This window comes from Undibacterium hunanense, from assembly GCF_014284335.1.
GTDB classification, from domain to species: domain Bacteria; phylum Pseudomonadota; class Gammaproteobacteria; order Burkholderiales; family Burkholderiaceae_D; genus Undibacterium; species Undibacterium hunanense.
Window position 1 is genome coordinate 318,329 of record NZ_JACOGF010000004.1, and the last position, 13,563, is coordinate 331,891.

Genomic DNA, 13,563 nt, shown 5'->3' on the forward strand with positions numbered 1-13,563 from the left:
ATGTCTATGATCAAATTGCAGCCTCATGTCTGAACTCGTTGTTCTTACCACTTACTTCAATCCTTGCCGTTATACGTCACGCAGGCAGAATTATGATGCCTTCATGAAGGGTATGCGTAATGCTGGTGTGACTTGCATTACGGTGGAGTGCGCGTTTGGCGATGCGCCGTTTGAATTGCCAGCGGCGCTGGATGTCTTGCAGGTGCGTTCGTCCACCTTGTTGTGGCAAAAAGAACGTTTGTTGAACCTGGCCGCTTCGTGGTTGCCTGTCAGTTGTCGCTATGTGGCATGGCTGGATTGCGATATTTTGTTTGACAATAAAAACTGGGCCAGGGAACTGGTCGCCGTTTTGCGACAATATCCGGTCGCGCAAGTGTGGAAAACCTGTTTGCGGCAACCGCAGGACGGTTCTGCCGGTGGTGTCGCCAATGAGCAGCCTGATCGCGTCACTTCATTTGCTGCCGTCATGCAGGCGCAACCTGCATCCTTGCAGGCGGGGCGTTATGATAGCCACGGGCATACCGGCTATGGCTGGGCCATGCGACGCAGCCTGTTTGACAGCACAGGTCTGTATGAAGCGGCCATCTCTGGTAGTGCCGATCATTTCATGGCGCATGCGATATATGGTGATTACAACTTTTGCATACAGAATGCGCTGAAACATGATCATGCCCAGATTACCCATCTGCAAGCCTGGGGGCAGCGTTTTTATCAGCAGGTACAAGGTCAGCTGGGTGTGGTCAGCGGAGAGATTCGCCACCTGTGGCATGGAGACGCCAGACATCGCCGTTATTTTTTGCGCATGCATGACATTACGGATCTGGGTTTCAATCCATGGACTGATTTAAGTATGCGTGTCGGTCGCCCGCTGGAATGGCATGCAGAAATGCACAAACCAGGTCTGCGTCAGTATTTCGTCAATTATTTTCAATCGCGCCGTGAAGATGGCGACAACCATGAGAAGGCAAGTCATGCTGAAACCCAATGTTAATCCGGTCCGGGATACTGATTTCAAAACCTATCACCGTGACATGGCCTACATGGATGTCGTCTACATGGCACTGGATAATGCCATGCTGGCGATGCAGCAACAGGTAGAGGATTTGTACAAAGTGCAGGAAAGCAGGCAGGCGCAAAGGCAGCAGGTCATCAAGCGCACGGTAGAAGATTTGTTGCCGGGGTTTTATGTCAGCACCCTGAACCAATTGCAGGCTGTCTGTCCGGGTTTTGTCGATGCCGTGGTTTTGATTGCATTTGAAGAATACCGTCCATGGCTGGGCATATTGCCACGCCCTGGTACCGCCAGCGCCTTGGCAACCCTGCAAACCCGGCTGGCATTTTATTTTGATACCAGGGTTGAACTGGATAAGGTTGAAAGCCTGGACCAGGACCTGGCAGCCATCAATGAGCAAATCAATGACCTGCAAAAAAAGCGTCAGGAAACCGTAGATATCATCAGCATGCTGAAGAAGGCTCAAAATACTAACGTTGCTTTACCGGCAGAAGTCACCAGCTATATTGACCAGCTTTTCAAGCGCGCAGTGGCCATGCCAGCCAGCGGTAGCACCATGGCATCGATCAAGCGTAAGGAATTCGAAACACAGTGGCGTCAGCGCCGAAAATATTATGCGCATTCAAGCTACTATGATAATTATGCCTGGTACAGCATGGCGCATGATTTTCCGACTCATGCAATGGTGCGCCACAATCTCCAGGGCTATCAGGGCAATCAGCGCAATCAGCAGCAGGCAGATACACTGGCTGGTGCCATGATGGCGGATTCGTACCTGTTTAATGCCAATACAGTCGCGGCGCCGGCAAACCCTGGTCCCCAGTATGAAGTGGGCAGTTTTTCGGATGTCCGCAATGACGCCGCAATTTTGCTGAATACCAACGCAGCCACTGCGTACATGGACAACACACCAGATTCCCCTGCCGTGCAGGCCGATCTTTACGATTGCAATAGCACCGTCATGCTGGGGGACGACATACGTACCGATGACAGTCTAGGGGCATATTCCTGAGGGGTGCCGCTTTTGCAAAAAGTGAGAAACACAGCGTCATGTGGATGGATTTACCACGCTGCAAGGGATTCGACTGCGCTAAATTGAAATTTTGATTGTCATTGAGGAGGCGAATGCTAATATTGACATTCAGACCAATCCTCATTTCAGAATGATATGTCGTCTAACCGGTTCACTCGTTTCCGCGACATCAGTTTGAAAACCCGCCTGACTATGGCGGTGGCGCTGTTTTTCTTGCTTTCCCTGGCCTTGTTGTCGTGGCTGGCCTCTTCGACTTCCGAGAAGGCATTGGAAAAACTCATCATAGCGCGCCAGACCGGCCTGATCGCTGCCATGGCCAATGACATAGATCAAAAGGTGGAACTCAGGAAGAATGCCCTGATCCTGCTGGCCACGGATCTTGGCACGGATGACGAAGACAAGGACAAACTGCAAGACTTGCTGATGCACCAGAAAAGCCTGGGTGCCCTGTTTGACAATCTGGGTGTACTGGACATGCAGGGCGAGTTCCTGGCTCTTTTACATGGTGAGGAAGAGCGCGGCAAAGTCAATCTGTCCGGCAGAGCATATTTCCAGGAAGTGATACGGCAACAGAAGTTACTGATTTCCTCTCCACAAAAAGGCAGCGTTACCGGGCGTCCGCTGGTGGTGATGTGTGTCCCTGTATTCGATGGCAAGGGCACTATGCGCTATGTGCTGGCGGGTATTATCGAACTGGCGCAGGAAAGTTTTCTGGCAGATCTGGCTGCCACCAAGATAGGTGGCAACGGGTATATTTATGTCACGACACGGCAAGGTATATTTGTTGCCCATCCCGACAGTAATCGCATTCTTGCCAACAGCCGTGAACAGCCGGATACGCATCAATTGCCGGAGACGGCGTTTTCAGTGCTGGAAGGCAGCCTGATTTCACACAATCATAAAAATGATGCAGCGATTCTGTCTTACCGGCGCCTGAAGTCGGTGGACTGGATGATTACTTCTGCCTATCCGACCAGTGAAGCCTTCATCGTCATTACCGAAGTCAGGAAAGATATCCTGCTGGCCGGTACTGCCCTGCTCATGATATTGCTGCTGCTGGGCTGGTGGTTCATGTACTGGCAACTCAAACCCTTGCAGCATTTGCGCCAGAAGGTCAATCGTGGCACATCTGACTGGATAGATACGCTGAAACCAGATGTGTATCCAAAAGATGAAATCGGTGATCTGGCCAAGGCATTCGATGATGCCATGCTCAACCGTCGCGCAGCAGAGGCTGCCTTGAGTGCCAGCGAAAACAAGTTGCGCCTGATTGCTGACAATATGTCGGCCTTTATTGGCTATATTGATCATCAGGAAAAATACACTTTCGCCAATAAGCGTATTGCCCATCTGTCACATATGGAACCCGCCGCTGTCATAGGAAAAACCATGCGTGAAGTGGCAACACCGGAGATCTATGACAGGTTAGTCAGGCCCCATGTTGTAAAGGTACTCAATGGCGAATGGACACGCTATGAGCGCCGTATTCAGCGATATGGCCACTGGGAGTGGGATAGGGTCACTTATGCACCGGATTTTAATAAATCAGGTCGGGTCGAAGGTTTTTTTGTGCTGGTAGAAGACATCACCGAATTCAAGCGGGTGCAAGATGATTTGATACGCAGTGAACAGCGGGTGCGTACCATCACCGACAATGTGCCGGCCATGATTGCCTATATAGATGCGAATGAACGCTATCAGTTCTGCAACCGTAATTACAGTCAGATTCCTGGACTGGAACCCGAAAATATCCTGGGGAAATCTATTCTTGAGGTGTTTGGTGAACCCTCATATCGGGAACTGAAGGAAAGAGTGCAACAGGCACTGCATGGTGAAAAAGTATCTTTCGAACGCTATGCCTACGAACGCGACATCAAAAGATATCTGCAATATGAATATGTACCGGATATCAATGCTGAGGGCGTGACCACCGGTTATTACTCTATGGTCATTGATATTACGGCGCGCAAGCAGGCGGAATTGAAGCTGGCTGCCAGTGAAGGACTGCTGCGCACCATCGCTGACAATATACCTGCCTTTGTCAGCCTGATCGATACGGAAAACCGTTATCAGTTTGTGAATCGCCCCTATGAAGCCTGGTTCAACCTGCCGCTGACAAAGATACGCTGCCAGCCAGTGTCATCGCTGTTGAGCGGCGCTACACTGCAAGAACACCTGACGCATTACCAGCGGGCCATGACCGGTGAAAAAACAGAATTTGAAACCGAGATCAGCATAGGCGGCAAGACCGGACATTATCATGCCACCTATGTGCCACAGTATGACGATAGCGGCCAGGTCGTCGGCGTGAATACCCTGATCAACGATATCAGCGACGCCAAGGCCGTAGAAAGACAATTGCTGGCGCTGGCCAGATTTGACACCCTGACCGGTTTGCCAAATCGCAATCAGATCAACGAAAGAATGGAACAGGCCAGTGCCCGTTCACTACGGACTGGGCGTTTGATGTCGGTCATGTTTCTGGATGTGGACAAGTTCAAGAGCATTAATGATGGTCTGGGCCATCATGCCGGTGACCTGGTCTTGCAGGAATTTGCCAGCCGCCTCAAGCACTGCATACGCCAGACCGATCTTGCCGGTCGTCTGGCAGGCGATGAATTTGTCATCGTGCTGGAAGGTTTGAATATGCATAGCGAGGCCGATATGGTGGCCAGCAAAATCGTACAGGCCATGACGCTGCCTTTTGAGATAGAAGGCAAGCCGCTGATGGTGACTACCAGCATAGGGGTGGCGATATCTTCAGAACTTAACTCCAACGCAGGCGAAATGCTGAAGAAGGCAGATGAAGCCTTGTACTTGGCCAAGAAGGCGGGTCGGAATAATTTCAAGGTTTTGCAGCTGGGTGCGAACACAACTGCTTAAATCCCGGTCAGCAAGGCCTTTAGCAACGCCTTGCCCTTGCCACCAATTTGCATCTCGTTCAAGGCTGTCAACGTTGATGCCGGCAAATCCTGCTTTAATTCCAGACGTAATTCATTCAGGAGTTCCAGCAGCATGGCCATGTCTTTTGGTGGTGATTGTGGACTCTGCGTGACCATAATGCAGAGCAACTGAAACGCCAGATGCGGCGCGAGCACATGGGCGCGTGCCGCTTTGCCCAAGCTTTGGGCATAGCGACTTGCTTTGACTTGCGGTGTCGCGAGTAAACCCTGGATGGCATTACCAAGCACCACAGCGTCAAGCCGGCCTTCCAGCCAGCTGGCGACCAGGGCATCTATCGCGATGGCAGTCTGGCCTGGCTCTTTACCCGCCAGTGCAAAGGCCAACAGCATGATGGCACTGCTGCTCATGGGTACTGTAGGGACCAGTAAGAGGTTCAGATAAGCCTTGTTATACCACTCTGCTTCCCACCAGTCGAGATTGTTGGCAATGGCATGGGCACCTTCGGCAAACACCGCTTCGAGGCTGGAGGGCATGATACTGGCTGACCAGCGTATCTTGCTTTCATTACTGCCACCAAAACTTTCAGTGCGGTGAAAATAGCCGTCATCCTCAATGACCTGAGGATGACGCAGGATGCTGAGATAAGCCTGGTCTATGGCTCTGGGCTTTGGTGTGGTACGCAAGTGGCTGTAGTAAAAGGTGCAAACCTCATTCTTGCTGATCTCGATCTCAAAACGATAGCGTGCCGCGTGTGCGCCATCCGGCCCAAAGTCACCATATAACTGGATGAGGTTGGCATCGTCTTCATCAGGATAACGGGCGCGGGCGGCGGTGATATACAGGGCGCTGTCCTTACCTTTGGCAGGGATGCTGACTTGTGAGCCCAGGGCGTAGCGCAAGGCATTGTGATAAGGGGTGTCCGGCAAGCTGGCTGCTTGCTGGCGCAGATTAGAATCATTGCTGGGAGCCAGACGCAAGAGACTGAGCACCTGCTCTTGCAATGGTTGTTGCAAGCCTAGTGCATGTTGCTCGCGGGTTCGTTCTATCAAGATGGCAGGGTCTATATAGCCACGTTGATGGCTAGGTGCTGCCAGTGGGAGCACTGACTTGGCCTGCATCAGAATATCCATCAAGTCATCAGTGCGCTGGCAGATGACGCTATGCACATCGAAACGGCCTTTGGCAAAACTGCTGATGGGCGGTAGTCTTTCGGCTTCAAATATAAATACCAACAGGCGCGCCAGTTCACGCGCCAGTGGTTTGTCCATATTGCGCCAGTTATCCGAACTGGGTTTCAGTTTTTGTGCGCGTTTCAGTACTGGAGCAAAGCGTTTTTTATCTTCAGCAGAAAATGGGGCCAGCTTCAGCAGGGCGTGGATGACGGTTTCAAAACAGTCAGTGTCATCACTGTTTTCAAAGACATAGGCGCAGGCTTCGATGAGTGCGTCAATATCACTGATGATTGGCAGGGCGCGGTTCTCTGCTATGGGCGATGGCAGAGGCTGCAAAGTGGGTAATGCCTGCGATGTGTGGATAGGGGCTGATAGCTTGGACGCATCAGCGGCAGGAGTTCCCAGTAAAGCCATCAGAGCATTACGGTTACTGGTGGCAACCTGCGGCAGCAATTGCAAGGCTTGTTCTTGCGTAGCGGCATCCATGCCCCATTTGCCCAGGCGGCTGATGATTTTCTTTTGCATGTCTGCGGCTTCATGCAGCAAGCCAAACACGGCAATCGATGCCGCTTCTTGCATCAGGCTGGCATCTTTCAGGATGATTTGGTCGAGTAATTTCAATGCAGCATCTACTTGCGCTTTGACGGCAGATGACAGCAGCGGTTGCAGGGCGGTCAGCAAGGCAGTATTGCTGATGGCACCGGCAGCATGCAAAGTGCCCAGAACTTTCAGCGCCATGCTGACGGTAGGCGGGATGCGGCTGTGGCATAAACCCAGATAGCGTTCACTGAATGCACTCATTTCTTCTACTGTCGGTGCCAAGACATCATGGAAGCGCGAGAACCAGCCAGAGCGAAATTGTATCCAGTCTTTTTCCAGCGCCCCCAGGGTTTTATCCAGCAATAGTTCGCGGCTATACACGCCTTGCTGGCACAAATTCAAAAATAGCTGTTGCCAGGTGTGGTCAGGGTTATGCGTATATTTATCGCGTCCGGCCAGGCTGATATCGGTCGTTCCCTCGATATCGAACAACTGCAGCAATGGGCCCTGCAATATTTCCGGATCGTGTTTTATCCAGTAAGCCACATCGGGTACGCGGTCAGAATGTACTTCCTGGCTTAGCAAACCCAGGAGGTAATTGTCATGAGTGGGACGTTCTGCCAGGCCATTGATGAGCAGGCTTTGTATGATGCGAAAACTTCCCGGGTTACGCACCACTATATTTGCTACCAAATTTTCAGTCGATGATGGCGAATAGGCTTTCCATAATTCGACCAGTTCTTCTGGCTTGATAAAAAACATCCAGGAATTTTCAGCGACATCATTTGTAGTGCAACACAAAAAGATCGCAGAACGCAGGCATTGCCATTGCTGGGCAGTGACATTGCTGCGCCAGGCTGACGTGCTCATGTCTGAGGTATAGCGCGATTTTTCCATGACTTTGTTCATGCGCATGACACTGCCCCGGTATTGCTGCCATTGGGTCTTATCTTGCTTTCGCAAGTAATCCATCATGCCTTGATAATTACCTGCAACTACAAATTCTTCCAGCGCAGTTTTTGCCACAAAGGCTGCTTCGGTTTTTTGCTGTGCCATGTTGATCCTAATCGTTTACCATAGTTTCTACAGCCAGTACATGTTTGCAAGGCCCACGCAAACCCTGGTGTTTGGCGAACCAGGGACAAGTACAGCGCAATTCGCCATCGACTTCGCGCACGCGGTGCTGGATATCTGCGCTTTGCACACTGGCTTCAAGCGGTTGGTTTTTTATGATGCTGACCGCATTGTCTTTTAGCAGTTCACGGGCAGCAACCAGCCGTGGATGCAAGTCTTCTGCCATGCTCAGATCCAGTGGCAGTATGCGATGAAAGTAACTGCCTTCAGTCACATCAAAACCTAGCAGGCCAGAGACGCCGAGTATGCGCAGGCTGTCTTCTATACTGGCTTGTGATAAATTCAGTTGCTCTGCCAGTAAAGGAGTCTGCAATGAAGATTGCCATTGCAAGAGTGCGCGCAGGCGGGGCAGGGCGTCAGCATTCTGCATATTCATCAGGGCGCGCAGGGCCTGGCCTTCACCTGAGAAACCACGCCATACTTCAGCACTCAGGGCCAGCGTCAATCTGGTGCCGGCAAATTGTAAAACCCAGGCACTGGCTTGCTGTGCTTCATCGGCAAAGATGGCCATGGACTTCACGCGCGGTAGTAAGGCTTCAAGCACACGCAGGCGAGTGCTATCGACCAGACGTATGCTGTCGGGTTCTGGTCTTGTCGTAGTGCGCAGGCCAAAGGGGCCATGCGATATCCATAAAGGCGTTTTGCTGGTTGATGCCTTGGGCAGTGAGCGCAAGAAGCGCAAGGCTTCAGCGCCACTGACTTCGACGATCTTGCGCATGCCAGCCTGGTAAGACTGTACTTCCAGCATGCCACGTATCCAGCGTAGCGGTAGTTCGACTTTTTTCTCGATGACGCTATTGCCACCGGCATGAACCGTAAAGGCAGCCTGCCCGACCGACAGCGCTAACCCCGAGGCATCGCGTACTCGCGCCAGAGCAGCTCGCATAGGCGCATTGAAATCAACGTTGGTCGTGCCCTTGCCGACTATGTCGCCTTCATAGCTGTCAGATAGCATATCGACGCGGATATAGGCACTGCAACAAGAAGAAAATCCTTCAAAACGCAAAATGCCTCCACCTGAAGTAACAACCGGGTCAGCCAGCATGAGGTTTTTTGCCAGCGTATTTGCAGGCGTGAAAAAACGTGAACCGACGATGATGTGTACGGCGGTCAGCAATTCGGCTGACAGGCGCGGTTGCTTTAACGAACCTTCAAAAAAATGCGGATGGGCGATAGTCGCGTTGTCAACAGGGCTGAATGTGGCCAGTTGCAACCGGGGCCCGACCTCATCAGTCAGGGCCGAAGCTTGCAGGTAATGGTAGGCTTGGGCTTGGGTAGTCATGGACGCTAGCATATCGCTTTGTGAAGCAATTGTCATGAAGCGCACGATAGTGGACTGTAACAGTTGAAACAGAGTGCATACCACGTCCGCGACTATCCTGGCAGAGATGCAAATGCTCGCGACAGTGCTGCTATGACAGTCCTGCTATAGCTGTTATGCGTGCTGACTTTGCCTTGCCTTGGCGGTCGCGGGTACGTCCTTTATTTTCGCTTCAACTGCCACAGTCCAGTATTTCTATTCCTTTTTATGAAGTAGCTCCAGTATGCTGGAAAAGTCTTTGCCTCCTGCTCCGGCTTTACTGTGAATGCCATACAGATTGCGCACAGCTTCACCCAATGGAATACTGGCATTGCCGCCCAGTGCCGCTTCGGTCGCCAACCCCAAATCTTTCAGCATCAGGTCTACACCAAAACCACCTGCGTAGCCGCGTGAAGCGGGTGTGTTTTCCATGACGCCAGGGTAGGGGTTATACAGTTCCAACGCCCAGTTGCGGCCCGAGCTTTTGCTCATGATGTCGGACAGAGTTTTGGGATCTAGCCCATTCGCCACACCCAGCGCCAGCGCTTCTGCCGTGCCGGCCATCAGTATGCCCAGCAGCATGTTGTTGCAGATTTTTGCGGTTTGCCCGGCGCCGTGTTCACCAGCGTGGAAGATGTTCTTGCCCATGGCGTTCAGCACGGGGCGGGCGCGTTCCAGGTCAGCCGTGCTGCCGCCGACGATGAAGGTCAGTGTGCCTGCTGCTGCGCCTGCGGTGCCGCCTGAGACTGGGGCATCAACCATCGCCAGTCCGCGTGCGGCTGCGGCCTGTGCGACCTTCTTGGCAGATTGCGGGGCGATGGTGCTGCAGTCTACAATCAGTGCGCCATTGGCAATGTGGGGGAGTATGCCGTCATCGCCGAGGTAGAGGCTTTCAACATGGCGGCTGGCGGGCAGCATGCTGATGACGATGTCTGCGCCTTCTATGGCTTGTCTGGCGTTGCCTGCGGCTAGTGCACCGGCGTCTGCCAGTGTTTTCAAGGCGACAGGTGACAGGTCGAACACGGTGAGTGGATAGCCTGCCTTGAGCAGGTTAAGTGCCATGGGCGCGCCCATGTTGCCGAGGCCGATGAAGGCGATTTTTGGTTGGTTTGACATAGGGGGGTATCTCCTTTTTTAATTCCGTAAATGACAACTGGCGGATTTTTAAAATACAATTTTTGGTTAACTTATTTTCCCCTCCCCTTCAAGGGGAGGGTTAGGGTGGGGATGGGTTTCTTCAGCAAATAGAATATATTTCTTCATCAACCGAACCCCATCCCCATCCCGACCTTCCCCTTGAAGGGGAAGGAGTAGAAATCAAGCTGCTCGTTTTTGTAATGATTCAACCGCACCCAAATCCCGCAATGGATGCTGCTCTGCCGCCCAAAGACTGGCTAAATATCGCTCGCCATCCCGCAGCTGGAATGCATCCAAACTACCCGGCAACCACTGCGGCTTCTGATCTTTATCCACAATCAAGGCCCGTATCCCTTCCGCAAAATCATGGCCCTGCGCACAGGCGAGTGCAGCAACCAATTCCATGCGGAAGATTTCTGCCAGCGACAAATGCTTGCCGCGTTCCTGCAAGGCATGCGCTAGCCAGGCAGAGGTCGGGCTGCCTTTTTGCAGGCTGGCGATGGCTTTTTGCAGCCACACATCGTCGTTCAACAAGCTCGCATCAAGCTGGCAGATATTGCTGATGATAGCGCTCAGGTCAGCAGCGCTGCACAGTTGATTGATGAGGTCAAAATGCTGGCGCAAAGGCCCAGCGTTGCTGACCACATTGGCATTGCGTTGCTGCTCATGCAGGATATGGCTCAGACGCAGGTGATTACTCAGCTTATTGTGTTCTGCCTGCTTGCTCCATTCACAGGCTTGCAGGCGGGCCAGCAGTTCTGCCTTGCTCTCGTGCGGTAATTGCAGGTCGGCCAGTTTCACAAATACGGCGTCGCTGGCATTGATGTTCGCGCAGGTCAGGGCCAGAAACAAACCCAGCTTGCCCGGCATGCGGTTCAAAAACCAGGTGCCGCCAACGTCGGGGAACAAGCCTATGGCAATCTCTGGCATGGCAAGACGGGACTTTTCTGTGACGACGCGGTGGCTGGCACCAGCCATCAAGCCTATGCCGCCACCCATGACAATGCCGTGGCCCCAGCATAAGATGGGTTTGCGGTAAGTATGGATTTGATAGTCGAGACGGTATTCCTGCTCGAAAAAATCCAGCGCATACGCATTGCTGAGCAGATCGTCCTTTTTATCGGAGGCATGATGCTCACGCATGCTGGAGTACAGGTTTTGCAGGTCACCGCCAGCACAGAAGGCTTTTTCGCCAGCGGCTTGCAAGACCACCATGGCGATGCTGTCATCTTCATCCCAGGCTTGCAATTGTTTGCCCAGTAGTTGCACCATCTCTTTGGACAGGGCATTCAGGGTTTTTTCTGAATTCAGAGTGGCTACGCCTAGTTGCATGCTGTTGGCGGCAGGCAAGGTGTGGAACAGGACAGGGGCGTCGCTCATGCATTCCTCCATACGGGAGGACGTTTTTCCAAAAAGGCAGTGACACCTTCTTTTTGATCGGCGGTATCAAACAGCGCCAGGAAGGCTTCGCGTTCTTGCGGCAGCACGCTGTTCATGGGTTGCTGGCGTGCGCCTTGTATGAGTTGTTTGCATGCCTTGACGCTACTGGGGCTTTGTTTGCCTGCCTGTTTGGCCAGGGCCAGTGCGTGTTCCAGTGCGCCGCCGGTGGCGACGACTTCTTCCACCAGACCTATGCGCAGAGCAGTGGCAGCATCGACACGTTCACCGCACAAGATCAGACGTTTGGCCCAGCCTTCACCGACCAGCCAGGCAAGATTTTGCGTGCCGCCAGCGCAAGGCAGCAAGCCGACTGCGGCTTCTGGCAAGGCCATTTGCGCCTGGGTTTCGGCAACGCGCAAATCACAGGCAAGTGCGCACTCCAGGCCACCGCCCATGGCGTAGCCATTGATGGCAGCGATGGAAACACCACGGAAGCGGCTCAGGGTTTCAAATGCTTCGCCAAAGCGGCGTGCCATGTCGAGCGCCACGGCCTTGTCACCATCGGCAAATAATTTGAGGTCTGCCCCCGCAGAAAAGAATTTTTGGCCTGAGCCTGTGATCACGAGGCTGTAGATATCTGCATCAGCATTGAGGTCATTGACGAGTTGCGTCAATGCCTGCAAACCCGCAGCCGTCCAGGTGTTGGCGGGCGGGTTGGCCAGGGTCACCAGGGCAGTGTGGCCTATGATTTCGCATTGCAGATTGTTGTAGTTAGCATATTTACTCATAAAAATTCCTCGCTTGCGGGTTGGTTTAGCATGTGACGGGCGACGATGACGCGCATGATTTCATTCGTGCCTTCGAGTATCTGGTGCACCCTGACATCGCGCAGGAAACGCTCCAGCGGGTATTCGCGTATATAGCCGTAACCACCGTGGATTTGCAGGGCTTCATTGCAGACGGTAAAGCCGGTGTCGGTTGCCAGGCGCTTGGCCATGGCGCAATACACCGAGGCATTGTCTGCCTTGCTGTCGAGCTTGCTGGCTGCGAGGCGCACCATCTGGCGTGCGGCCACCAGCTCGGTTTGCATGTCGGCCAGTTTGAATTGCAGTACCTGAAAATCAGATAGTTTCTTCTGAAACTGCATGCGCTCATTCATATACGCTTGCGCGCTATTGAGGGCCGATTGCGCCGCACCGATGGAGCAGGTGGCGATGTTGATGCGGCCGCCATCCAGGCCACGCATTGCGATACGAAAGCCTGCGCCTTCTTCGCCCAGCAAGTGGCTGCGCGGTATGCGTACCTGGTCAAAGTTGACAGTGCGGGTGGGCTGACTGTTCCAGCCCATCTTGTCTTCTTTCTTGCCATAGCTGATGCCGGGTAAATCTGCCGGTACTGCAAAGGCAGAGATACCGCCAGCACCATCGCCACCCGTGCGCGCCATGACGACCAGCATATTGGTGGCACCTGCGCCTGAGATAAAGGCTTTGCTGCCATTTAGGATGTAGCTGTCGCCATCCAGACGGGCGCTGGTGCGCAGTGATGCTGCGTCAGAGCCTGAGCCAGCTTCGGTCAGGCAATAGGAGGCCAGCTTCTTGCCTGCGGCCAGTTTGGGCACCCATTCCTGTTGTACTTCTGGTGTGCCCCAGTTGGCGATCATCCAGCTCGCCATATTGTGTATCGTGATGTAAGCCGTGGTTGAAGGGCAGGCGCGTGCCAGCTCTTCAAAAATGATGGCTGCATCCAGCCGCGTAAGTCCCAACCCGCCCAGTTCTTCTGGCACATACAGCCCGCAAAATCCCAACTCCCCGGCATGGGCGATCACGTCCAGCGGGAAGTGGGAAGTGGCATCCCAATGCGCGGCTTGCGCCGCCATTTCATGGGCGGCGAAGCTGCGGGCAGATTGCTGGTAGGCGCGCTGGTCTTCGTTCAATTCGAAGTCCATGGCGAT

At 53.2% G+C, this 13,563-nt stretch carries 9 protein-coding genes; 3 read left to right on the plus strand and 6 right to left on the minus strand.

What is annotated here, in order from left to right; all coding sequences use genetic code 11:
- Window positions 1-25 precede the first annotated feature (25 nt).
- The 3 genes from H8L32_RS10185 (at window position 26) to H8L32_RS10195 (ending at window position 4,928) form a co-directional block, all read left to right on the plus strand.
- Window positions 26-991 (plus strand): hypothetical protein, encoded by a 966-nt coding sequence (locus tag H8L32_RS10185; protein ID WP_186947075.1) that lies wholly within the window; start codon window positions 26-28, stop codon window positions 989-991.
- Window positions 972-2,024 carry a hypothetical protein gene (locus tag H8L32_RS10190; protein WP_186947076.1) on the plus strand — a complete coding sequence of 351 codons (1,053 nt, stop codon included), beginning with the start codon at window positions 972-974 and terminating at the stop codon, window positions 2,022-2,024. The genes H8L32_RS10185 and H8L32_RS10190 overlap by 20 nt, the downstream gene beginning before the upstream one ends.
- Window positions 2,025-2,180: 156 nt before the next feature.
- Window positions 2,181-4,928: a sensor domain-containing diguanylate cyclase gene (locus H8L32_RS10195; RefSeq protein ID WP_186947077.1), complete on the plus strand. Its 2,748-nt coding sequence runs from the start codon at window positions 2,181-2,183 to the stop codon at window positions 4,926-4,928.
- On the opposite strand, the gene H8L32_RS10200 is transcribed toward H8L32_RS10195, so the two are convergent.
- The 6 genes from H8L32_RS10200 to H8L32_RS10225 all read right to left on the minus strand — a co-directional run bounded on the left by H8L32_RS10200 (window position 4,925) and on the right by H8L32_RS10225 (window position 13,557).
- Window positions 4,925-7,717, minus strand: coding sequence for a DUF6493 family protein (locus H8L32_RS10200; RefSeq protein ID WP_186947078.1), 2,793 nt, complete (start codon window positions 7,715-7,717; stop codon window positions 4,925-4,927). The genes H8L32_RS10195 and H8L32_RS10200 overlap by 4 nt on opposite strands.
- Before the next feature lie 7 nt (window positions 7,718-7,724).
- A complete protein-coding gene (locus tag H8L32_RS10205) occupies window positions 7,725-9,077 on the minus strand; it encodes an SWIM zinc finger family protein (RefSeq protein WP_186947079.1) in 1,353 nt (450 codons plus the stop codon).
- A gap of 234 nt (window positions 9,078-9,311) precedes the next feature.
- Window positions 9,312-10,211 (minus strand): 3-hydroxyisobutyrate dehydrogenase, encoded by a 900-nt coding sequence (gene mmsB, locus H8L32_RS10210; RefSeq protein ID WP_186947080.1) that lies wholly within the window; start codon window positions 10,209-10,211, stop codon window positions 9,312-9,314.
- Between the two features lie 201 nt (window positions 10,212-10,412).
- On the minus strand, window positions 10,413-11,612 hold the full coding sequence (locus H8L32_RS10215) for an enoyl-CoA hydratase/isomerase family protein (protein WP_186947081.1): 1,200 nt from the start codon (window positions 11,610-11,612) through the stop codon (window positions 10,413-10,415).
- Window positions 11,609-12,400 carry an enoyl-CoA hydratase gene (locus H8L32_RS10220; RefSeq protein ID WP_186947082.1) on the minus strand — a complete coding sequence of 264 codons (792 nt, stop codon included), beginning with the start codon at window positions 12,398-12,400 and terminating at the stop codon, window positions 11,609-11,611. The genes H8L32_RS10215 and H8L32_RS10220 overlap by 4 nt, the downstream gene beginning before the upstream one ends.
- Window positions 12,397-13,557 carry an acyl-CoA dehydrogenase family protein gene (locus H8L32_RS10225; RefSeq protein WP_186947083.1) on the minus strand — a complete coding sequence of 387 codons (1,161 nt, stop codon included), beginning with the start codon at window positions 13,555-13,557 and terminating at the stop codon, window positions 12,397-12,399. Before H8L32_RS10225 ends, H8L32_RS10220 begins: the two co-directional genes overlap by 4 nt.
- Window positions 13,558-13,563 lie beyond the last annotated feature (6 nt).